This is a genomic window from Halovenus halobia (assembly GCF_051414135.1).
In the GTDB taxonomy this organism is placed as follows: Archaea; Halobacteriota; Halobacteria; order Halobacteriales; family Haloarculaceae; genus Halovenus; species Halovenus halobia.
The window spans coordinates 1,080,369-1,099,910 of record NZ_JBLKOA010000001.1 but is presented as its reverse complement, the minus strand read 5'-3'; the positions used below and the strand labels follow the sequence as shown (position 1 = coordinate 1,099,910).

Sequence of the window (19,542 nt, the reverse complement as noted above, 5' to 3'; positions counted from 1 at the left end):
GTCAGGATTCAGAAGTCGCAGCCTCGTCCTCTTCACGCCAGTCGATCAGTTCGTCTTCGTCTGCGTCGTCGAGTTTTGCCTCGTAGTACGACAGCGGATGCGAAATCTGTTCACAGAGATTGTCCTTGTTCACACAGTCACCGTAAGACTGCATCGTCGAGCAGGCCGGTGGTGAGTACTGGGTCGGGCTGGTTTTCCCGCGGATGTGGTCGACCTGGTACCGGGTTGCTTCCTCACCGAAGCCAGGGTTGACCTCGAAAAGGTCGACAATCTCGTCAGTCGTCAGGCCAATCGTCGTCAGAAAGGTTGCAATCGCGAACCGCGAGTGGTGTTCGAGGTGTTCACCCTTCTGAACCTGGTCGAGCAGGGCGCTCATACACGGCGGGAACAGGTCCGGCACGACAGTGTCGATGTCGCGTGTGAGGTCCAGATCAGCGAGTCGCTCCTCCAGGCGCTCGCGCTCGGCTTCGAGGTGGGTTGCTATCGCCTCGGGCACCCCAAGCGGGAGCCCATCTGCGACGCGCTGTTCGATTGCCTGCTCGACCAGTGCGAGCAGTTCGACCTCGGTGAGTTCGACCTCGCCGTCCTGCAGCGGGCGGTTGACCAGTCGCCACTGGTCTTCGCGCTTGTCGCTGGCGTAGGTCAGATAGGTGCCGACGCCGACGGCGTACCCTTCGGCCGTTTCTCGGACCGTCTGACGCATCCCGAATTCCGTGAGCAACGTCTGAATCGTCAGTCGCTCGCGGTCCCGGCTCTTGAGGTCGTCGCCCTCGGTGAACGCTGCCTGGAGACGTTCGTGGGCCGTGGCCGCCTCCGCGGCGGCGTACTTCCGGGTGAGGATGTGCTGGTCGACCAGCGAGACGAGCACACGGGCAACGGGATAGGAGAGGAGTTCGACGCGGTCCCGGCGGTGGGTGTCGCCGACCCGGCCCGAATCCAGCGCCGTCTCGATGCGGTCGAGTGCGCGGGTTAGCACCGCCTCGTCACTGCGGACGACGCGGGCAAGGTCGACATCCGCGGCTTCGACAGCCTCGCGTGCGGCGTCGAGAAACGGGTACTGGGCGTGCAACGGCTTCATCGACAGCCCGTTGGAGGGGCGTGTGCAAAAAGCCCCCGTTCGCGCGATTATCAGTTTTTGTTGTCCGGGCGAACCACATATATTACCGCCATTACTACGGCCAGATATGTCACTGCCGGCGCTCAACGAGAAAGGGAGTTCTGAGACCATCGGGGTCGCAGTGCTCGTCGGGATGACGATTCTCGTCACCGCCGGACTGGGATTGGGTGTGCTGGTAATGGGCCAGCAGCAACAACAACAGACCGCAGATGTTGATTTCACGTTCCTCGGCGAGAAGTTGGTCGTGATCTACGAGGACTCAACCGACCGCCCAGCTGGGCGGTTGTTCGTCCAAGGAACGCAACAAAACATGAGCTGGGCTGAACTCGACGACAGCAAGGAACCCAGCGATATGGTAACAGAGAACGACAACGTTCGGCTTCAGGAAGATTCGGCCTGGGGAACGAGGGCAGACCCCAACGCCCGGTACGACCTCGTCTTCATCACTGAGGAGGGCGAGCGGTTCGTCCTCGCGAGCGTCAACGATGGCGGCAGCGGCTCCAGCAGCGGGTCGAGCGGCGGTCCGGGCGGAAGCGACAGGCCAAGCCCGCCGGGGTAATCAGCCTTTGATGTTACAGACCGGGTACGTGCGCGCAACCTTGTCACCGATACCCAGCGCGTCTGAGACGTTGACGACTTCGTCAACATCTTTGTAGACGCCGGGTGCTTCTTCGGCAACAGTTGCGCCGCTCTGGGCTTTGACGTAGATATGGTCCTGTTCTCTGAGGTTGTCTTGCACGTCCTCACCCCAGAACTCGTTTTTCGCCTGGGTCCGGGACATTAGTCGACCGGCACCGTGGGCCGTCGAACCAAAGGTCTCCGACAGTGAGTTCTCTCCACCCCGGAGGACGTAACTGCCCGCGCCCATACTGCCGGGAATGATGATAGGCTGGCCAACGTCGCTGTAGGCGGCGGGTAGTTCCGGCCGGCCAGCGGGGAACGCCCGGGTCGCTCCCTTCCGGTGGACGAACACCTCGCGGTCCTCGCCGTCGATGTCGTGGGTCTCGCGCTTGGCGATATTGTGGGCCACGTCGTACAGCAGTTCCAACTCGCCGGGTGCCGTATCGAAGATGTCGGCGAAAACCTGCCGGGTCTGGTGGGTGATGAGCTGGCGGTTCGTCCACGCGAAGTTGATGGCCGCACACATCGCACCGTAGTACTGCTCGGCCAGCTGCGAGCCGGCGGGGGCGGCTGCCAGTTCCTTGTCCGGCAGTTGGTTCAACAGCCCCTCGTGAGTTTGTTCGATTTCTCGCAGGTAGTCCGTACAGACCTGGTGGCCGAGGCCCCGCGAGCCACAGTGAATCAAGACGACAATCTGGTCAAGTTCGAGACCGAACTCGGCAGCCACGTCGTTGCGGAAGATGTCCGTCACGCGCTGAACTTCGAGGAAGTGGTTGCCGCTGCCGAGGCTGCCGAGCTGGTTGCGCCCGCGGTCTTTTGCCTTCTGTGACACTGCCGACGGGTCGGCGTCAGGCCGGCGGCCCTCGTCCTCGCAGTGGGCCAGGTCGGCCTCGGTGGCGTAGCCCTCCTCGACGGCCCACTCGACGCCACGGTCGAGCACTGCCTCGACAGGGGCGTTGTCGACGACACCACCGCCGCCGAGGCCGGACGGAATCGCCTCGAACAGCGCCTCGACGAGTTCCTGCTCGTGGCCCTGCACATCCCCGTAGGTGTGGTTTGTTTTCACCATTCTTACTCCACAATTAATGTCGTAGCCGACCGCTCCGGGGCTAATACAACCATTTTCGGCGTCGATGGCGGCGACACCGCCGACCGGGAAGCCGTAGCCCTGGTGGCCGTCGGGCATGCAGATGGCGTATTTCTGGATGCCAGGCAGGTGTGTCGTGTTCGTAATCTGTTCGATAGTCTTGTCCTGTGTAATCTCTTCGAGCAGCGACTCACTGGCGAGGAGGCGGGCAGGGACCCGCATGTCGCCGTGCTGGGGGACCTCCCAGACATACTCCCGGATGCGTTCGAGAGTTACGTCACCGGCCTCGAATGTCTCAGTCATATCTGTATATCCCGTGAGGAGGAGTAAGAGGGTTCGGAAGCAAAGGGGAGGGGTTCGTGAGTAGAATTAACACGTTCGGGCTGTATGTGAGAGGTATGGGAGACTCAGGGGTTAGCTTCGAACACGACGAAGAGACGCGGATGATTATCGACAACCTGGAGCAGTTCATTGACCAGGAAGTCGAACCGATTCAGAACGAACTCGGCGAGACCTACACGAATCCACGCCTGCGACACGAAACAGACGGTCGAATTGTCCCAGAGGTTCTCGAAGCGATTCAGGAGGTTCGGCGGCGTAGCGCCGAGGCCGGCTACTATGCGATGAACCTGTCCGAAGATGTCGGCGGGGGCGGCGTCTCGAACGTGACCTGGTACGAGGCAAAAAAGGCCGTCGCAGCCTCCGGCGTCGAGATGGCCGAACACGTCCTCGCCGGACCCGAGGGGCCGAAACCGTTGCTGATGCTCGCAGAGGGCGAACAGGTTGAACGGTATCTCGAACCAACAATCAGGGCCGAGAAGTCGACTGCCTTCGCACAGACCGAACCCGGGGTTGGGTCAGACTCGCCGAGTATGTCCACAAGCGCCGAAAAGGACGGCGACGAGTGGGTCATCAACGGGACGAAACAGTGGATTACCAACGGACCCTACGCGGACTTTGTTCAGGTCTTCGCGCGGACAACGCCACAGGAGGAGGTTGGTCGGTATGGTGGGATTACCTGCTTCATCGTTGAGTCTGATGAATACGAGGTGAGTTCGTTGAACAACGCCGTCGGCGCCGAGGGGATGCAAGCCGAACTGGTGTTCAACGACGTTCGAGTGCCCGAGGACCGCGTGCTCGGACAGGTCGACGGTGCGTTCTATCAGGCAATGGAGTTCCTCTCGCTGGGCCGTCTCGAACTCGGTGCTGAGGCAATCGGGCACGCAGAGTATCTCCTCGAACAGGGGGCGGAGTACGCCAACCAGCGCGAAGCCTTCGGCCGGCCGATTGGGAAGTTCCAGCAGGTGTCCTCGAAACTCGCAGAAGGGCGTGCAAAGACCTACGCTGCAGATTCCGCCGGTCTCCGCTGTGCCTGGAAGATGGACCAGGGCGAAAGCGTCATCGAGGACGCCTCGATTCTGAAGTATTACGGCACGAACGTCTTCTGGGATGTCGTCGACGACGTGGTGCAGATTCACGGCGGCAACGGTCTCTCTGAGGACAACCCCTTCATGCGCCACCTCCATATGGCGCGGATTCTCCGGATTGTCGAGGGGACTGACGAAATTCAGTTGAACACCATCGCCTCGGAGTTCGCGGGCCTGTGACTACGTCAAACGGCCTGAACGGCGGATTGTAGTTTACAGTTTATACCGTGAGTACCAGATAACTAAACAGCCCACGAGCTATTACTGTTTCACCGGAGAGCCGCCGGTCCGGCAAGATACGCCAACAGGCCGTTATATCGGGGGGAGGCAGACTATGTCGTCCCAGTCCGCGCGCGGTTTGCGAAAGAACCGAGTTCAGCCTCTATGCCGCACGTTGCCACTCAACTATTAAATTAACTCTTTGATGACAGAATTTATCTTTTCCGCCTGCGGCCTCCCAGATGTAAACGCCCACTTATAAAGGCCACCTTACACACGACAATAATCGTTATATAGGACGAAGGTGATTACACGGACAGACGATGTCGAAAGACACAACGGGAACCTACGAGGGGACGACGAGACGTAAAGTTATTCAGGCACTCGGGGCAGGAACTGCAGCGACCACACTTGCGGGGTGTGGGAGCCTGCTCGGTGTCGACGAATCAGGGGAGGGGTCACTCACGGTCGGCCACATTGCACCACTCGCGAGCCCGCTGGGAGTCGGTTCCGAGCGAGCGGCAGAGATGGCCAAAGAGGTCGTCAACGAAAACGGCGGTGTAATGGACTCCGATATCGAGGTCAAGACCCGGGACACACTCGTCCAGACGAGCGAGGCGACGCGTGTCACCGAGGAGCTTGTCACTCAGGAGAACGCCGACGTCATTGTCGGCGCATTCCAGTCCGAGGTCGGTCGGTCGATTATCGACCTGACCGCAGACCTTGGCGTGCCATATATTTCCTCTGGTCCAGCCGCACCAGACCTCTCGACCGGATTCGTCGGAGAGGACTACGAGAAGTATAAGGGATACTTCCGGGCAGGACCCATCAACTCGGCGCTGCAGGCCGAGGCGTTGGCAGGATATCTAACCTACCTGTCCGACCGCCACGGCTGGAATTCGCTCGCGTTCTTCCGCGACCAGGCCGCCTGGACAGAGGTCTTCGGCAGTAACCTGCCAGACCTGCTCAGCGAGCAAGGACTCACCATCGAGAACGGCGGCGGGACCGGCGAAGCCATCACGATTCAGGACCCGGACCTGAGCCCGATCCTTTCGACGGCAGAGAGCCAGAACGTCGACTACGTGCTTCGGTTCTTCGCACACATCAGCTCCTCGCCGTCGCAGATCTACCCAGAGTGGCGGGGGAGCCTCAACTTCGGACTCGAAGGGATTCACGTCCCCGGGATGCACCCCGAGTACGATATCGCGACGGAGGGACTCAACATCTTCGAGACCACCTCACAGAACGGCGCAGGTGGCGCGGCACCGATTACCGACGCGACCCAGCCATTCACCGAGGAGTACGTCAACCGGTACGCCCAGGACAGCTTCAACGCGGCGACGCCGGACGGCTCGCCGATGTACATGGGCTTCGGGACGTACGACGCCCTGCTCGTGCTCCAGAACGCGCTCAACGAAGCCGGCACGACCACGCCGGGCGAGAACATGGACGACTACGTCGACGCCATGCTGAACACCGAACCCGACGACGCGGCGACGATTTCGGGCGGCATCGAGTTCTACGGTCCCGACGAACGGTTCCCGCACGACCTGAAAGCGGACCGAGACTCCGAGGGCAAGGTCGTCAACTTCCCGGTGACGCAGTTCCAGCCGAACGACGGCGGAGACTCACCTGCACAGGTCAACTACGAGGGTATCGACCGGCCCGGCAAGGTCGAGTGTGTCTACCCAGAGAGCTTCCGTACGGCAGAGCACCAACAGCCTGACTGGATGGCTTAAAAAATGTTAGGCGCAGTCGCTACGGCCATCGTGCAGGCCGTGATGGTAAGTGCCGTTTACGCGCTGATCGCGATCGGGTTCACGATGATCTTCGGAGTCGCCGGTGTGCTCAACCTCGCACACGGGGCACTACTGATGGCCGGTGCGTACATCTACGGCATCCTCGTGATGCCGAACCTCGTCTCGGGGCTGACGTATCACCCGGCGATTGGCATCATTGCGGGAATCGGTTCCGTTGCGGTGCTATCACTGGCGCTCTACCAGATACTCGTTCGGTGGGTCGAGGATAACGTCGTCATCACCTTCCTCTCGACGGTGATTGTCGCCGTCGCCTCCACCGAGTTTCTGGTCTGGCAGTTCGGCGGCCAGAACAGCCGAATTGCACTCGGCATCGGCACGCAGTTCGGGATCGGCGGCGCGACGGTCCAGGCCTTCGAGGCTATCGGTTTCGTCGTCTCGTGGGTTGCAATCGGTCTGCTGTGGCTGTACGTAACAAAGACCGACGACGGTCGGTCGATACTAGCGACATCGATGAGCGAGCGCGGCGCACGACTCACAGGAGTCAACATTCGAATGGTTCGAGCCAAGACATGGCTCATCGCCGGTGCACTCGCCGGACTCGGCGGCATGTTCCTCGGCTTCAGTGGCGGTGTCAGCCCCCTGATGTGGCTTGACCCGCTGGCGGTGGCGTTCATTGCCGTCGTCGTCGGCGGTATCGGATCAATCAAAGGATCGGTCGCCGGCGCGTACCTGATTGGCTTCGTCGAACAGGTGACCGTCGAGCTAATCGGCAGTGGCTTCCGCGGGATGCCGACGCTCGTCCTGCTGGTTGGCTTCCTGCTGTTTATGCCACAAGGTCTGTTCGGGAGGGAATTTGCCCATGAGTAGTCTCACACTGTTTACGATTCTGGCGGCAGCGAGTGGACGCGTACGAGAAGTACTTGGAACGCTGCGACGGACGATATTCAGTCCAATTGGTCGCGTGTTTGACGTCCTGTTAGCACCAGTCGACCGGGCGTTCGGCCCGCTCGCACGAGCGTTCAACAACCGGCTCGGCCCGTACTTGGGCACGGTGACTGGGCTGCAGTTGGCTTTCCTGCTCGTCTCGTTCCTGTTGCTGTTGACGGGCGGCTTCTGGGGCGCAGGGGTTGTCGTCTTCGAGCCAGGGTCCGGCATCGTCGCAACGAGTTGGCTGCGCACGATGGCACTGGCCTCGTGTTGGGCCATCTTCGCGATGGGCTGGGACATTCAGAGCGGATACACCGGCTACATTAGTTTCGGTCACTCCGCGCTGTCCGGCGGTGCCGCGTACGCGACGGCAGTCATGCTCAACGAGATTAGCACGGGCCTGCCCTTCTACATCACCGCGCCGGTTTCGGTTCTCGTCGCGGTCACAATCGGGATGATCATCGCCCTGCCGTCGCTGCGACTGCAGGGACCGTACTTCTCGCTCGTGACCTTCGCCGCCGTGTTGCTGTTCTACTCGGCGACGCTGGCGCTCGATGTTCTCGGTGGGTCGGCGGGACTCGTCGTGAACCGGCTCGTCCCGATTCAGGGCGCGATTGGCCCCATTGGGTTCGTCCGGTACTATATGATGCTGTTGCCGATGCTGGCGATTGCAATCAGCCTCACGATTCTCGCGCGCTCGAACTACGGCCTGATATTCACCGCAATCCGTGAAAACGAAGACGCGGTTTCGGCCGCGGGTATCAACCCGACCAAGTTCAAGATTTGGTCGTTCTTCCTGAGTGCAATCGTGATGGGTATCGGCGGCGTGATGCTCGCCTCGTTCTACAGCAACGTCGACCCAACGACGTTCGTCCAGGTCGACCGCAGTATCGAGATGATTGCGATGGCAGTGGTCGGCGGAATGGCCTCCATCCTCGGCGCGATGGGCGGTGCCTTCGTGTTCTTCCTGCTGCGCGACGAGATTCTCGGTCTGTTCATCGAGGAGTCGGCACTGCGACTGATGTTGCTGTTCATCCTCGTCATCTTCATCCTCGTCTTCGCCCGGGACGGCCTGTTCAGAAAGCTCTGGCACCGACTCGGGAAGATTGGCCGTGACGACGGAGGTGAGGACTCGTGAGCGTCCTCGAAATCGACGGACTCACGAAACGGTTCGGTGGCCTGACGGCAGTCGACGACCTCAGCTTCAGTGTCGACGAGGGTGAGATTCTCGGCGTCATCGGGCCAAACGGCGCCGGGAAGTCCACAGTGTTCAACTGTGTGATGAGTCGCTACAGCGTCACCGAAGGTACAATTACCTTCAACGGCGACGATATTACCGACCTCGATACGTACAAGATTGTCAACAAGGGACTCTCACGAGTAACACAGGAGTCTGACCCGATCGATCTGTTCCCGGTCGGCGGGAACATCAAGCTGTTCACGCTGCCGAACAGTCTGCTCTCACTGTACGGCGGTGCCAGCGACAGAGAGATTGCAGGCTATGCAGCCCACGTCGACCTCGAGGACAAACTCGAAGAGACGCCCGACGAGCTCCCACACGCAGATGTGCGACGGCTCGAAATCGCGAAGGCGCTCGCAACCGAGCCCGACCTGATGCTGCTGGACGAGCCCTTCGCCGGGATGAACCAACAGGAGATCGGCACGCTCTCGGAGCAGATCGAGGCACTTCGCGAAGACGGGATGACGATGATTGTCGTCGACCACAACATGAGCGGACTGATGCAGTTAGTCGACCGAGTGGTCGTCATCCACAACGGCGCAAAACTCGCAGAAGGCAGTCCAGATGAGATTGCAGACAACGAGAAGGTCCAGAGTGCGTATCTCTCTGGAGAGGGATTCTGATGAGCGAAACACTACTACAACTTGACGACGTGGACGTGTCGTACGGAAAGACACAGGCGCTGCGTAACGTCTCGCTCAACGTCGACGAAGGCGAAATTGTCGGTGTCATTGGTCCCAACGGGGCCGGGAAGACGACGATGCTCGACTCCATTGCCGGCTACAAAGACTACAGTGGCTCGATCACCTACAACGGCACTGAAACCGCAACAGTCAGCAGCGGAAAGCTGGTCAACAATGGGCTCGTCTACTGTACGGAAGACCGGGACCTGTTCCCGTATTTCACCGTCCACGAGAATCTCCAGATGGGCGCACAGTTCCGTGACGACGACGGAATCCAGGACAGTTTCGATTTCGTCTACGACCTGTTCCCGCGGCTGGACGAACGCCGCGACCAGGAGGCACAGACGATGAGCGGCGGCGAGCAGCAGATGCTCGCACTCGGTCGTGCGCTGATGAGCGACCCTGACCTGTTGATGCTCGACGAACCGACGCTCGGGCTTGCACCGGTCATCATCGACGACATCAGCAAGGCGATTCAGCGGCTACAGGACGAAGGACTGACTATCCTGCTCGTCGAACAGAACTCGACGTTCGCCCTGCGTCACGCCGAGCGACTCTACCTCCTCGAACAGGGGTCGGTCGAACTCTCCGGCAGTGCAGAGGAGATGCGGGACAACGACTACATCCGCGACGCCTACGTCGGCGTGACATAAGCTCTGGCCCCCGTTTGCCTTTTTGTGGTGATAGTGAACAGTAGTCACCAGTGACGGGTGTACACAGTGTTCGCAACCGTTATATGTCGGCCTACACTCTACTCAGACGCAATGGCAGAAGGAACGGTTGATTTCTTTAACGACACAGGCGGTTACGGATTCATCGAGACTGAGGATGCGGACGAAGACGTGTTCTTCCACATGGAAGACGTCGGCGGCCCGGACCTCGAAGAAGGACAGGACGTAGAGTTTGAAATTGAGGACGCACCGAAAGGGCCGCGGGCGACGAATCTGACTCGCCTGTAAGGTCGTTTTACCGACGTCCTAATTTTCGTTTATTTTACTCGGGGAGCCCCCGGCCCGCCACGCTAAAGCCCCCACCAGTCGAAGCCACGACAATGCCAGTTGAGTCTGTCCCCGGCCGACCGTCGATGTACGCTGTCGAGACACCGATGCTCGGAATGGCGGGAACATGTAGCGTCTACGTCATCGACGGCCCGGAACCAGCAATCATCGACACCGGACCAGCAGACGCTGTCGAGGAGATTATCGCTGGACTGGAGACGCTGGATATCGACCACGACGCTGTCGAGTATATTGTCCCAACACACGCCCACCTCGACCACGCGGGCGGGGCAGGCCACCTTGCAGCAACCTGTCCGAATGCGACGGTCGTCTGTCACCCCACGGCAGTCGACTATCTCACCGACGAAGCGAAACTGACCCACCTCACGAAAAGCGTCGAGCGCGCTATTGGGATGGACAGTCCGTACGGCGAACCGCGACGCATCGACCGAGACCGGGTTCGCGTACTGGGCGGCGGTGACACGCTCACAATCGGCGAGCGCACGCTCGACGTAATCGACGCGCCCGGCCACGCGCCACATCAGTTCTGTCTGTTCGACAGGCCGAGTGCAGCACTGTTCAGTGCCGACGCCGCCGGGATGAACTTTCCTGATAGTGGCCACCGTCCAACGACACCCCCGCCAAACTTCGACCTCGAAGCGGCGCTTGAGAGTATCGACCGACTGCTTGAGTTCGAGCCCGAAACGCTGCTGTACGCACACGTCGGTGCCGGTGAGGACGGCGGCGCAACACAGGAACTTCGGCGGTACAAGGAGATGCTTCCGGGCTACGTCGATACCGTGGCGTCGCTTCGCGACGAACACGGCGAGGATGTGGCCGCAATCGCGGCGGCGATGAACGACCAGTGGGGCCACTGGTCGCTGCAGACTGATGTGGCAGGCGTCCTCCATTATCTGAGTGAGACTGGGGAGTAGGACCGGCCGAAAGCGAGTCGTTGATATGCCGGGCGCAGTACTGAGAGATATGTTCGAGACGACACTCCATCTCGGGACGGAACACCCACCACTACTGCGGATTGCCGCGAGTGTGCTGCTCGCGTTCGGCGCTGGGGCGGGTCTGGGACTGTACGCGCGACTGACATCGACGGCGGAGTCAGCCGAAACTGTCTCCGAACCGACCGAACAGTGACTTCGGCCGAACCGAACGCTCATATGAATTCGAGGAGGAAATACAGAGTATGACCAAGCGTGCAGTGTCGCTTCCTGACGAGGCTGCCGAAGGGATGCGAGCGTTCATCGACGAGGTCGACCAGCGACTTGCGGGCGACGAGGACACCTGCACTGTTGTCGAGGATGTGCTCGTCGACCTGCACGGTGACCGAAGCGCCTACGAGCGCTGGCAGGACGGCGCGGATATCTCGCCGGCCGAACAGGTCCGTCTCCAGGGGTACGACCCGTGTAACACGACCATCGAGAGCGAGTACTACGCCGAAGTCGACGCCCAGAGCGAGCAGTTCCGCCGCTCGAAACACCTCCAGTGGCTCTGGCGGCAGTTCGACGCCACGCCGATGGCCGACAACGTCGAGTTCGCCCTACAGTTCCGTCGGATGCTCGCCGACCACCTCTTCGACGAGTGTGGCGACAACTGCCGATTTTTCAAGGGGATTTCGATGACCTACGGCCACAACATTTCCATCGGTGACAACGTCGTCGTCCACGACGATGTCCACCTCGACGACCGCGGGAAACTGACGATTGGCGACCGCGTCTCGATTTCCGACGACAGCCACGTCTACAGCCACCAACACGATACCATCGACCAGACCGAAGTGCGCAACTATCACACGATTATCGAAGACGACGTGCGGCTCACCTACGATTCGATGGTCCAGGCTGGCGTTCGAGTCGGCCGGAACGCCATCGTAGCGCCGAAATCCATTGCGGGCGGAGATATTCCGGCCCACCACATCGCCGCTGGGTCGCCGGCGGAGTCAGTCGGTGTCAAATCTGACTGGGAGTCAGTCGCCAAACCGGCCGGTGTCAACCTCGAAACCAACCGCGACCAGCGCCGTATTTCCTACGAGATTCCAGATGACGTCGAGGTCTTCGACGAATTCCAGCGAGAGCTCTCAGGGCCCGAGTGACCGGCTACAACGGCCATTTCAGTGAAATCCGTCTTTGACTCTGTGTTAGTACGTTTTATATCCGGTCTGTAGCTGTAGTTGCAATGAGAGCGAAGATAGTTGCGCTGTTGACTGCCGTTGCGGTGATAGCGCTCACCGCGGGCGGCGCAGCAGCACTGCCTGCGGACGAATTGGCCCCCGAAGACGACACGGAAAATGCCACGGTCGGTATCTGCGTGGTTGGTGTCGACTCCCCCTGTAACGGCGACGCCGCCGACGGCTCGACCGGAGACCAGGTCGGTAGCAACGATTCCGACGACGGACAGCTGTGGATTCCCGAAGACCAGAACCGCGACGGCGAGATAGACGAGCGGTTCCGTGGTGAGGACAACGGGACAGAAATCGGTGACGGCGAGGATACCGAAGACAAACAGATTCTCCTCCCAGAGGACCAGAACCACGACGGTGAGATAGACGAACAGTTCCGTGGTGACACCGGGGCTGAAGAAGGCGACAGCGAACACAGACACGCTGACGCAGACGACCACAGACACGACAATACGGACGAAAAACACGAACACGGTACCGCAGAGGACGGACAGCTGTGGATTCCCGAAGACCAGAACCGCGACGGCGAAATTGACGAGCGGTTCCGCGGTGTGCCCGAGTTCCTCAACGAACTGTTCGCCACCCTCTTCGGACTGAACTGAGGCTTGCGTGCCCTGCTTGTGGGACTGTACCGAACTATGAAGTGGGCAGGTCACGTAGTTTGAGGTGTATGGAAACGTGGGCGTGGCTCATCGCGTACCTGCTCGGGTTCGCCCTCTTGCAGTTGTACCTGTACCGCTACTTCATGAACGGCAGTTCGACAACTGATACGTCGACGACGAACGCGACGCCGGGATTCGAGGGCGGCGCGCCGGTCGAAAGTGGCCAGGGTAGCACCGAGTTACCCGAGGACACTGTCGCTTGCAAAGAGTGTGGCGCGCACAACGAGTCGCACTCGACGTTCACTTTCTGCAAGCACTGTGGTGCCCGCCTCTGATGCGAGCAGTTGCGATCAACATCGGCGCAAACACGAACGAGCCCGGATTTCGCGGGCCAGTCTTTCCTGACGGAACCTTCGAGTATCTCCCGATTCCTGAATCCGAACCCACGACAGAACGGGTGCCGACCTACGGTGACCTTGCCCCAGAACTTGCGACGCCAATTCCTGACTCGCTGCGGGAGACGCCGGTCCACCTCGACCCCGAATTTCCCGAATATCCCTGCTGTGAACAGTACACGTACGGCGACGAACACGGCGTGAAGGCCGGCCCACTCTCGGAGTTGTCGGCTGGCGATATGCTCCTCTTTTACGCAACGCTAACCGTCGACGGCGAAGCAGCGTGGCTCCCGCCGGACTGGGGTGCGTTCATTATCGGCCACTTTGTGCTGGCGGCAGAGCCAGTGACTCCCCAGGACAGGGCGGTGCCCGAGTCCGAGCGAGCGTACTTCGAGAACAACGCCCACACGAAACGTGACCCGCCCGACGCGCGGGTACTGGTTCGTGGCGAGCCCGAGCAGTCACAACTGTACGAGACGGCGGTGGCGCTGAGCAGTCCCGCAGGCGGGACGGAAGCGAACGACATCGTCACGGAGTTATCAGCAGATTCTGGCCGTGGGCCGTGGTGGCGGCGGCCGCTCAGGTTCGACGACCACGCGACTGCGCGGCTTCGGGAGCGACTGTCATAGTCCAGTTGTCAAAGATGAAAAAGGATAGGAAACATCTATACGCCGAGCCGAGTTTGGTTAGGGTATGCGTATTTCGAGTGGCGTCCCTGGCTTCGACGAACTCGTCGAAGGGGGGTTGTTGAGTAATCGACTCTACGTCGTGAGCGGGCCGCCGGGAAGCGGAAAGACGACGTTCTGCTCGCAGTTCATCACGCAGGGCGCAAAGGAGGGGGAAAACTGCGTCTACATCACGATGCACGAGACCAAAGAGGAACTGATGCAGGATATGGCCGGATTCGACTTTGGTTTCGACCGGGCGATCAAATCAGACAGTATCCAGTTTCTCAACCTCGTCACCGAGTCCGGCAAACGGACAATCACGCAGTTTGGCACCGACGGCGGGCTGACGAATCGACTGATTGCGTTTCTCGAATCGAACGATGTCGACCGGGCAGTGATCGATTCGACGATGCTGTTACAGCACTTTTTCGAGGATATGTCCGACGAGATTACGGGCTTTCTCTCCGCGCTGAAACAGACGGACGCGACAATTCTGCTCATCTCGGAGATGACTGACCCAACGTCGTACTCCGACGAGCATTATCTGGCCCACGGCGTCATTTTCTTCCATAATTTCCTCGATTCGGCCGGGATGACACGAGGGGTGCAGGTGATCAAAATGCGGGGAACTGCCATCGACAGCGATATTCGGGAGTTATCGTTCTCGGAACAGGGGTTGCGGGTCCACACGAGCAAGAAAGTACAGCCATAGCCATGACAACCACCAGGGGAGACAAACAGAGCGAGCGTGACCGACGATGAGCCGATACGAACAGCAGTACGGCACCGACTGGGGCACACTCGACCCCGAGGAGGGTGTCGAGCGTGCCTACGCGCTCGGTGTGGCTGCGTCGCTCGGAGAGTACGACCGCGAGGAACTCGACGCGATTCGCGAGGAGATGAGTTCCGCGTACAACACCAGCATGGTCGAACTCGCCTTCCAGGAGGGGAAAAGCGAAGGAAAAGAGGCCGAGTCCGAAGAGACAGAAACGGTGTGGAACGAACTCGTTGTCGGCGAGGTGACGCTGGAAGAAGATGACGGGCCGACCGGTGGCCGGAACGGCCTCCCGGAGGCAATGGATATCACCGAAGTTCTCGATAAGCCAGACCGGGACAGCACCGACGCTGTCGACCTGCCGGAGTTTCTGCGGTAGTTACAACGAGAGCGGTTCGGAATCCTGCTCGCCCGGTGCTCGCGGGTCGCGGTCGCTGTAGCCTTTCCGACCAATCGCTTCTTCGCCAAGCATCCCGTAGGCGGCTTCCATCGCTTCTTCGGGACTCTCGTACTGTTCGTCGGGGAGTCGCGAGAACACGTCACCGAGGTTGTTGTTCCCGTTCGGGAGTTCGACTTTCATCTCACCGTACTCTTCGATCATTTCCTCGGTCGTCATCGGGAACGTCTGTGTCGAGAACGAATCTTCCGCGTCACTAACTAATCTCATAGATGATCGAATCCAGTCAGCGGCAATAAACCTTCACTATTTATAATCAATATTTCCTCTAGGACAGAGTATGGGTATAACCAACACAGAAAATCATGATGGTTCGGTAGGTGCCAAACGGTGAAACGTATCGAAAGCCAGAGACAGGTATGGTCGTCGCGGATTTACACGTACACACGACGAACTCGGACGGACAGTTAACGCTCGAAACGATTCCCGAGGCAGCAACGACCGCAGGCGTCGAGGTGGTTGCTGTCACTGACCACGACCGACTGCATCCAGACCTCGACCAGCCGGTCGTCGAGCGTGAAGAGCTGACTATCATTCACGGAATCGAACTACGGGTCGAAGCGGGCAACCAGCGGCTCGACTTGCTTGGCTACGGCGTCGAGCAGACGGACGACCTCACCGCGCTTGTCGACCACCTGCAGGAAAACCGTATCGAGCGGGCTGGACAGATTGTCGACTGTGTTGAGGACCGAACGGGCGTTGAACTGGATATTGAGCTCTCGCCGGGGGTCGGCCGACCCCACATCGCTCGCGCTATTGCCGACAGCGACGCCCCCTACGACTTTGGCGACTCCTTCGCAGAGCTGATTGGCGACGACAAGCCGTGTTATGTGCCGCGGGACATCCCGACGTTCGAGGAGGGCGCAGCAGTACTGAGCGAGGCCGCAGCAATCGTCGGGCTTGCCCATCCGTTCCGGTACGACGACCCGGCCGCGGCGCTCGACCGAGCACGGGAGCTCGACGCAGTCGAGATTCCCTATCCCTATGGCCACGAGGTGGACGTAACGCCGGCGGAACAGGTCGCGGCGGAGGCTGGGCTGCTCGTTACTGGCGGCACGGACGCACACGAACACACGCTCGGGGTTGCGGGGCTTGACCGTGAGCAGTATCAGGCCGTTGCGGCACAGCTCTGAGCGAGGTTGTCCGGCTTCGGAGGGTTCAATTGTCCGGATAGTGTATATTCGCGTATGGAGTGTCACTACTGCGAAGACGGAGCGGATGTCGTCGTCGAGAAGGACGGCATCCGTGTCGGCGTCTGTGAGGAACACTTCCGCGACCAGATGGACGAACTCGCGGAGTCCGAGTGGATCGAGGAGATTCAGGACCAACTCGACGTCGACCGGGCGGAGTAATCGCGGGAGGGGGAACAGACGGAACTGCTGAGAGCGCAGAAAATGCGGTCGCCTCGACAACCTTTTTCAGAGTGAGGGGTCGGCTTAGTCCGACTTCTCTTCGGCCTGTGCTTTGGCAACCTCGAGCGACCAGAAAAAGCCGAAATACGCCGGAATCCCCGATAACATGAACATATAGTACGCCCACGTCGGGGCGGTGGTGAAGACGAACTGGAACAGCGCCGAGATGAACGTCACCCAGACGACGGCGAACAGCAGGTCGTAGAACATGCCCTGTGAGTTGCCGGCGAGCTGGTCGCGCAGTCCGTCTCCGAGCGTCATCTGTGGCCCCGTTGTGGTGTCATTGGCAGTTGAAAGCGAGTGGTAGTTGGGAAGCGTTACTCGTCAGTCCCCTGGTAGTCAACGACAAGTACTGGGGTGTGCGTCGAGCGCAGCGTCCGCTCGGTGACGCTGCCGAGCAGCGCGCGCCGAACGCCCGCACGGCCGTGGCTACCCATTACGATGAGGTCGATACCGTGGTCCTCAGCGTAGTCGGCAATCATCGCGTGGGGTCGGCCGCCGGCATGGTGTTCGACAACCTCGATGTTGTGTTCGGCCGCAAGGTCGGCGACGTGTCCGGTCGCCGCCTCGGCCTCTTCACGCAGTTCGGTCATCTCGCTGAATTTCCCCTGCCGGATCCGGTCAACCTGTTCGGTCCCGAGGCCGTACGCGATGGCGTCGGTATCGGCAACGTACAGCGCGTGGATCTCCGCGCCGTACTTCTCTGCCAGGTCGACCGCCTGTTTGACTGCTGCTTCCGCCACGTCACTCCCATCGGTCGGAACGAGAATTCGGTCATACATTGTTAGCTCTCCTGTGAATCTGTCTCATTGTCTTCGACGCCGCCATCGGTCATCGGTTCGTCGTCGACGGGCTCACCGCCGTCGGTGGCCGCGTCGCCGTCGAGTTTTCGCTCGACAACCTCAGCAGCAGTTACGTTTTGGCCCATCGGCTCCGGACTGTGACACTGCCGGACCATCATCTTGGTCTTCATGTCGGGTTCAGCAGTCGCCAGCGAGACGGCAATCGTGACGAGGAAGACGAGCGGTGTGCCGGGCAGTGCCGCACCAATCGCAGGCACGATGTCAGCGTAGAGGTCGCTGAACGGGAAGATGAGGTCGTTGACGACCGCAGCCGTCCAGATAGTCAGTCCGGTGATCATCCCAGCGAGTGCGCCCTGTCGGTTGGTGTTCTCCCACCACAATCCGAGGAAGAACATCGGGAACAGGACGAGCGCTGCCAGCGAGAACGCCAGCGCGACGAGTTCGCCGATCAGCGCCGGTGGGTCGAGCGCGGTCAGCGTCACCAGCGCACCGATACCGACGATGGTTGCCCGGCCCAGCAGCACCTGCTGGCGCTGGGTCGCGTCGGGATTGATCAGTTCCGCGTAGATGTCGTGTGAGACCGCCGAGGAGGCGGTGATGAACAGTCCTGCCGTTGTGGCGATTGCTGCGGCCATCGCACCAGCCGCGACGAAGCCGACCAGCGGTTCGGGCAGGCCGGCGAACTGCGCCGCCAAGACGACAATCACGTCACCCTCTGCACCGGACATCCCGCCGGCTTCGGCACTGGCGAAGACCGTGTCGGGCGCGATGTTGTTGACCTGTGCGAACAGGTCCGTCCCGAGTGCAGCCATCGCTGGTGCCGACCAGTACAGGAGCATGATGAAAAATAGCCCCGAGACGGTCGACCAGCGAGCGGTCCGTTCGTTCTGGACCGTGTAGAACCGAACCAGCACGTGTGGCAGCCCACAGGTGCCGAAGATGAGCGAGAACGCCGTTGCAGCCCAGACGTAGAAGCCAGCATTAACGAATGGCTCCGAGAACTGCGTCGACAGGTCGCTAATCATTGCGCCGTACTGAATCTGGGGCACCAGGAAACCCTGGTGTGAGAACCCAACCGCGAAGACGCCAATCAGGAAGGCGGCGATGAGGATGACGTACTGCACAGCCATCCCCTTCGTCGCGCCCAGCATCCCCGACAGCGCGAGGTAGCCGACGGTAATCGACATCATCACGATGACCATCGGGACAAACTCGAGGCCGAAGACGTACTGGCCGACCAGTCCCATGCCGCTGGCCTGTCCGACCGAGTAGACGTACGCGATGAGCAGGGTCGTAAAGGCGGCAATCGCACGCGCCGCCGAGGAGTTGTAGCGGTCCCCGACGAAGTCCGGTGCGGTGTACTTCCCGAACCGGCGCATCTGGGCGGCCAGGAAGATGAGCAGGATGAAGTAGCCGGTCGTCCAGCCGACGACGAAAGCCAGTCCGTAGAATCCTGCCAGCGCAATCAGCCCGGCGAGTCCGAGATACGACGCCGCGGACATCCAGTTCGCCGCGATTGCCATCCCGTTTTCCATGTAGCCGATACCTCGGCCCGCGACCCACATGTCGTCGGTATCGGCGACTCGGAAGAAGTAGCCGATGCCGAGGAATGTGGCCATCATCAGGAAGACGATGGCTGCCCCGACGGGCTTGAACGAGATGTCGAGTTCCCCAGCAGCCTGCAGCAACACGGCGTTCATTCAGCGACACCTCCGTCAGTGGCAGCGGCCTCGTCGGTACCGCTTGGCGTCTCAGTAGTGCTACCGGTGTCGACGCCGTACTGTTCGTCGAGTTTGTCGCGTCGGTGTGCGTAGATTGCTGCCAGAATCAGCGAACTCGTCGGCGCCATGAAGCCGACGAGGAAGTAATGCGCCGGGAAGCCGATAATCGACAGCGATGTCATCGTCTCCGGTGCAAGAAACGTCGCCGTCACTGGCCCCCATGTCACGAGAATCCAGACGAGAAAACTCGCCCAGACGAGCTTCAGGTGGTCGCGCATAAAGCCCGTGCTCGGGCTGAGCAGGTTGACCTCGGCGTCGAGATACTGCTCGCCTGGTTCGGCCGTGCCCCCGTCGGTTACAGCCGATTGGTCTTCACTTGGTTCTGTCACTGTTCCCCCCGTCGTATCCGCGTCTGAGTCGTGCATCTGTGTGGTCCCCC

At 60.4% G+C, this 19,542-nt stretch carries 25 protein-coding genes; 18 read left to right on the top strand and 7 right to left on the bottom strand.

Annotated features, from left to right (window positions below; genetic code table 11):
• Window position 1 precedes the first annotated feature (1 nt).
• A complete protein-coding gene (priL, locus tag ACMGFM_RS05885) occupies window positions 2-1,078 on the bottom strand; it encodes a DNA primase regulatory subunit PriL (RefSeq protein ID WP_436901512.1) in 1,077 nt (358 codons plus the stop codon).
• A gap of 106 nt (window positions 1,079-1,184) precedes the next feature.
• Here priL and ACMGFM_RS05880 point away from each other — a divergent pair, with 106 nt between their 5' ends.
• A complete protein-coding gene (locus ACMGFM_RS05880) occupies window positions 1,185-1,676 on the top strand; it encodes a hypothetical protein (protein ID WP_436901511.1) in 492 nt (163 codons plus the stop codon).
• On the opposite strand, the gene ACMGFM_RS05875 is transcribed toward ACMGFM_RS05880, so the two are convergent.
• Window positions 1,677-3,128, bottom strand: a complete 1,452-nt coding sequence (locus ACMGFM_RS05875; protein WP_436901510.1) for an RtcB family protein — start codon at window positions 3,126-3,128, stop codon at window positions 1,677-1,679.
• Between the two features lie 95 nt (window positions 3,129-3,223).
• Here ACMGFM_RS05875 and ACMGFM_RS05870 point away from each other — a divergent pair, with 95 nt between their 5' ends.
• From ACMGFM_RS05870 to ACMGFM_RS05800, 15 genes are all read left to right on the top strand, one after another.
• Complete coding sequence (locus tag ACMGFM_RS05870; protein WP_436901509.1) at window positions 3,224-4,432, top strand: acyl-CoA dehydrogenase family protein; 1,209 nt, start codon at window positions 3,224-3,226, stop codon at window positions 4,430-4,432.
• A gap of 362 nt (window positions 4,433-4,794) precedes the next feature.
• On the top strand, window positions 4,795-6,210 hold the full coding sequence (locus tag ACMGFM_RS05865) for an ABC transporter substrate-binding protein (RefSeq protein WP_436901508.1): 1,416 nt from the start codon (window positions 4,795-4,797) through the stop codon (window positions 6,208-6,210).
• A gap of 3 nt (window positions 6,211-6,213) precedes the next feature.
• Window positions 6,214-7,098 carry a branched-chain amino acid ABC transporter permease gene (locus ACMGFM_RS05860; protein ID WP_436901507.1) on the top strand — a complete coding sequence of 295 codons (885 nt, stop codon included), beginning with the start codon at window positions 6,214-6,216 and terminating at the stop codon, window positions 7,096-7,098.
• A complete protein-coding gene (locus ACMGFM_RS05855) occupies window positions 7,091-8,296 on the top strand; it encodes a branched-chain amino acid ABC transporter permease (protein WP_436901506.1) in 1,206 nt (401 codons plus the stop codon). Before ACMGFM_RS05860 ends, ACMGFM_RS05855 begins: the two co-directional genes overlap by 8 nt.
• Window positions 8,293-9,021, top strand: coding sequence for an ABC transporter ATP-binding protein (locus ACMGFM_RS05850; protein WP_436901505.1), 729 nt, complete (start codon window positions 8,293-8,295; stop codon window positions 9,019-9,021). Before ACMGFM_RS05855 ends, ACMGFM_RS05850 begins: the two co-directional genes overlap by 4 nt.
• Window positions 9,021-9,734: an ABC transporter ATP-binding protein gene (locus ACMGFM_RS05845; RefSeq protein WP_436901504.1), complete on the top strand. Its 714-nt coding sequence runs from the start codon at window positions 9,021-9,023 to the stop codon at window positions 9,732-9,734. Before ACMGFM_RS05850 ends, ACMGFM_RS05845 begins: the two co-directional genes overlap by 1 nt.
• 111 nt (window positions 9,735-9,845) lie before the next feature.
• Entirely contained in the window at window positions 9,846-10,040 is a 195-nt protein-coding gene (locus ACMGFM_RS05840) for a cold-shock protein (RefSeq protein ID WP_021043552.1), read from the top strand.
• A gap of 92 nt (window positions 10,041-10,132) precedes the next feature.
• On the top strand, window positions 10,133-11,014 hold the full coding sequence (locus tag ACMGFM_RS05835) for an MBL fold metallo-hydrolase (protein ID WP_436901503.1): 882 nt from the start codon (window positions 10,133-10,135) through the stop codon (window positions 11,012-11,014).
• A 49-nt stretch (window positions 11,015-11,063) separates the two neighbouring features.
• Window positions 11,064-11,228 carry a hypothetical protein gene (locus ACMGFM_RS05830; RefSeq protein ID WP_436901502.1) on the top strand — a complete coding sequence of 55 codons (165 nt, stop codon included), beginning with the start codon at window positions 11,064-11,066 and terminating at the stop codon, window positions 11,226-11,228.
• A 49-nt stretch (window positions 11,229-11,277) separates the two neighbouring features.
• The gene (locus ACMGFM_RS05825; protein ID WP_436901501.1) at window positions 11,278-12,183 is read left to right on the top strand and encodes an acyltransferase; all 906 of its coding nucleotides are present in this window, start codon (window positions 11,278-11,280) and stop codon (window positions 12,181-12,183) included.
• A gap of 83 nt (window positions 12,184-12,266) precedes the next feature.
• Complete coding sequence (locus ACMGFM_RS05820; protein ID WP_436901500.1) at window positions 12,267-12,872, top strand: hypothetical protein; 606 nt, start codon at window positions 12,267-12,269, stop codon at window positions 12,870-12,872.
• A 68-nt stretch (window positions 12,873-12,940) separates the two neighbouring features.
• Window positions 12,941-13,207: a DUF7577 domain-containing protein gene (locus tag ACMGFM_RS05815; protein WP_436901499.1), complete on the top strand. Its 267-nt coding sequence runs from the start codon at window positions 12,941-12,943 to the stop codon at window positions 13,205-13,207.
• On the top strand, window positions 13,207-13,896 hold the full coding sequence (locus tag ACMGFM_RS05810; protein ID WP_436901498.1) for an Nmad3 family putative nucleotide modification protein: 690 nt from the start codon (window positions 13,207-13,209) through the stop codon (window positions 13,894-13,896). The genes ACMGFM_RS05815 and ACMGFM_RS05810 overlap by 1 nt, the downstream gene beginning before the upstream one ends.
• A gap of 64 nt (window positions 13,897-13,960) precedes the next feature.
• On the top strand, window positions 13,961-14,647 hold the full coding sequence (locus ACMGFM_RS05805) for an RAD55 family ATPase (protein WP_436901497.1): 687 nt from the start codon (window positions 13,961-13,963) through the stop codon (window positions 14,645-14,647).
• A gap of 46 nt (window positions 14,648-14,693) precedes the next feature.
• Window positions 14,694-15,089: a DUF8057 family protein gene (locus ACMGFM_RS05800; protein ID WP_436901496.1), complete on the top strand. Its 396-nt coding sequence runs from the start codon at window positions 14,694-14,696 to the stop codon at window positions 15,087-15,089.
• Here ACMGFM_RS05800 and ACMGFM_RS05795 read toward each other — a convergent pair whose 3' ends face one another.
• Window positions 15,090-15,377 (bottom strand): DUF5789 family protein, encoded by a 288-nt coding sequence (locus ACMGFM_RS05795; RefSeq protein WP_299272753.1) that lies wholly within the window; start codon window positions 15,375-15,377, stop codon window positions 15,090-15,092.
• A 149-nt stretch (window positions 15,378-15,526) separates the two neighbouring features.
• Between ACMGFM_RS05795 and ACMGFM_RS05790 the strand changes: the two genes are divergently transcribed.
• Both ACMGFM_RS05790 and ACMGFM_RS05785 read left to right on the top strand, forming a co-directional pair.
• Window positions 15,527-16,300, top strand: a complete 774-nt coding sequence (locus ACMGFM_RS05790) for a PHP domain-containing protein (RefSeq protein ID WP_436901495.1) — start codon at window positions 15,527-15,529, stop codon at window positions 16,298-16,300.
• Window positions 16,301-16,354: 54 nt separating this feature from the next.
• Window positions 16,355-16,519, top strand: coding sequence for a DUF6757 family protein (locus ACMGFM_RS05785; RefSeq protein WP_436901494.1), 165 nt, complete (start codon window positions 16,355-16,357; stop codon window positions 16,517-16,519).
• An 84-nt stretch (window positions 16,520-16,603) separates the two neighbouring features.
• Here the strand turns inward: ACMGFM_RS05785 and ACMGFM_RS05780 are convergent, their stop codons facing one another.
• From ACMGFM_RS05780 to ACMGFM_RS05765, 4 genes are read right to left on the bottom strand one after another with little or no spacing between them, the layout of a single operon-like run.
• Window positions 16,604-16,840 (bottom strand): DUF8119 family protein, encoded by a 237-nt coding sequence (locus ACMGFM_RS05780; RefSeq protein WP_436901493.1) that lies wholly within the window; start codon window positions 16,838-16,840, stop codon window positions 16,604-16,606.
• Window positions 16,841-16,896: 56 nt separating this feature from the next.
• The gene (locus tag ACMGFM_RS05775; RefSeq protein WP_436901492.1) at window positions 16,897-17,361 is read right to left on the bottom strand and encodes a universal stress protein; all 465 of its coding nucleotides are present in this window, start codon (window positions 17,359-17,361) and stop codon (window positions 16,897-16,899) included.
• Between the two features lie 2 nt (window positions 17,362-17,363).
• The gene (locus ACMGFM_RS05770) at window positions 17,364-19,082 is read right to left on the bottom strand and encodes a sodium:solute symporter family transporter (protein ID WP_436901491.1); all 1,719 of its coding nucleotides are present in this window, start codon (window positions 19,080-19,082) and stop codon (window positions 17,364-17,366) included.
• Entirely contained in the window at window positions 19,079-19,528 is a 450-nt protein-coding gene (locus ACMGFM_RS05765) for a DUF4212 domain-containing protein (RefSeq protein WP_436901490.1), read from the bottom strand. The genes ACMGFM_RS05770 and ACMGFM_RS05765 overlap by 4 nt, the downstream gene beginning before the upstream one ends.
• Between the last annotated feature and the right edge of the window lie 14 nt (window positions 19,529-19,542).

What these genes read in the sequence shown, in the direction of transcription:
- priL (WP_436901512.1), bottom strand. Translation starts at nt 1,078, where the DNA reads ATGAAGCCGTTGCACGCCCAGTACCCGTTTCTCGACGCCGCACGCGAG.
- ACMGFM_RS05880 (WP_436901511.1), top strand. Translation starts at nt 1,185, where the DNA reads ATGTCACTGCCGGCGCTCAACGAGAAAGGGAGTTCTGAGACCATCGGG.
- ACMGFM_RS05875 (WP_436901510.1), bottom strand. Translation starts at nt 3,128, where the DNA reads ATGACTGAGACATTCGAGGCCGGTGACGTAACTCTCGAACGCATCCGG.
- ACMGFM_RS05870 (WP_436901509.1), top strand. Translation starts at nt 3,224, where the DNA reads ATGGGAGACTCAGGGGTTAGCTTCGAACACGACGAAGAGACGCGGATG.
- ACMGFM_RS05865 (WP_436901508.1), top strand. Translation starts at nt 4,795, where the DNA reads ATGTCGAAAGACACAACGGGAACCTACGAGGGGACGACGAGACGTAAA.
- ACMGFM_RS05860 (WP_436901507.1), top strand. Translation starts at nt 6,214, where the DNA reads ATGTTAGGCGCAGTCGCTACGGCCATCGTGCAGGCCGTGATGGTAAGT.
- ACMGFM_RS05855 (WP_436901506.1), top strand. Translation starts at nt 7,091, where the DNA reads ATGAGTAGTCTCACACTGTTTACGATTCTGGCGGCAGCGAGTGGACGC.
- ACMGFM_RS05845 (WP_436901504.1), top strand. Translation starts at nt 9,021, where the DNA reads ATGAGCGAAACACTACTACAACTTGACGACGTGGACGTGTCGTACGGA.
- ACMGFM_RS05840 (WP_021043552.1), top strand. Translation starts at nt 9,846, where the DNA reads ATGGCAGAAGGAACGGTTGATTTCTTTAACGACACAGGCGGTTACGGA.
- ACMGFM_RS05835 (WP_436901503.1), top strand. Translation starts at nt 10,133, where the DNA reads ATGCCAGTTGAGTCTGTCCCCGGCCGACCGTCGATGTACGCTGTCGAG.
- ACMGFM_RS05830 (WP_436901502.1), top strand. Translation starts at nt 11,064, where the DNA reads ATGTTCGAGACGACACTCCATCTCGGGACGGAACACCCACCACTACTG.
- ACMGFM_RS05825 (WP_436901501.1), top strand. Translation starts at nt 11,278, where the DNA reads ATGACCAAGCGTGCAGTGTCGCTTCCTGACGAGGCTGCCGAAGGGATG.
- ACMGFM_RS05820 (WP_436901500.1), top strand. Translation starts at nt 12,267, where the DNA reads ATGAGAGCGAAGATAGTTGCGCTGTTGACTGCCGTTGCGGTGATAGCG.
- ACMGFM_RS05815 (WP_436901499.1), top strand. Translation starts at nt 12,941, where the DNA reads ATGGAAACGTGGGCGTGGCTCATCGCGTACCTGCTCGGGTTCGCCCTC.
- ACMGFM_RS05810 (WP_436901498.1), top strand. Translation starts at nt 13,207, where the DNA reads ATGCGAGCAGTTGCGATCAACATCGGCGCAAACACGAACGAGCCCGGA.
- ACMGFM_RS05805 (WP_436901497.1), top strand. Translation starts at nt 13,961, where the DNA reads ATGCGTATTTCGAGTGGCGTCCCTGGCTTCGACGAACTCGTCGAAGGG.
- ACMGFM_RS05800 (WP_436901496.1), top strand. Translation starts at nt 14,694, where the DNA reads ATGAGCCGATACGAACAGCAGTACGGCACCGACTGGGGCACACTCGAC.
- ACMGFM_RS05795 (WP_299272753.1), bottom strand. Translation starts at nt 15,377, where the DNA reads ATGAGATTAGTTAGTGACGCGGAAGATTCGTTCTCGACACAGACGTTC.
- ACMGFM_RS05790 (WP_436901495.1), top strand. Translation starts at nt 15,527, where the DNA reads ATGGTCGTCGCGGATTTACACGTACACACGACGAACTCGGACGGACAG.
- ACMGFM_RS05785 (WP_436901494.1), top strand. Translation starts at nt 16,355, where the DNA reads ATGGAGTGTCACTACTGCGAAGACGGAGCGGATGTCGTCGTCGAGAAG.
- ACMGFM_RS05780 (WP_436901493.1), bottom strand. Translation starts at nt 16,840, where the DNA reads ATGACGCTCGGAGACGGACTGCGCGACCAGCTCGCCGGCAACTCACAG.
- ACMGFM_RS05775 (WP_436901492.1), bottom strand. Translation starts at nt 17,361, where the DNA reads ATGTATGACCGAATTCTCGTTCCGACCGATGGGAGTGACGTGGCGGAA.
- ACMGFM_RS05770 (WP_436901491.1), bottom strand. Translation starts at nt 19,082, where the DNA reads ATGAACGCCGTGTTGCTGCAGGCTGCTGGGGAACTCGACATCTCGTTC.
- ACMGFM_RS05765 (WP_436901490.1), bottom strand. Translation starts at nt 19,528, where the DNA reads ATGCACGACTCAGACGCGGATACGACGGGGGGAACAGTGACAGAACCA.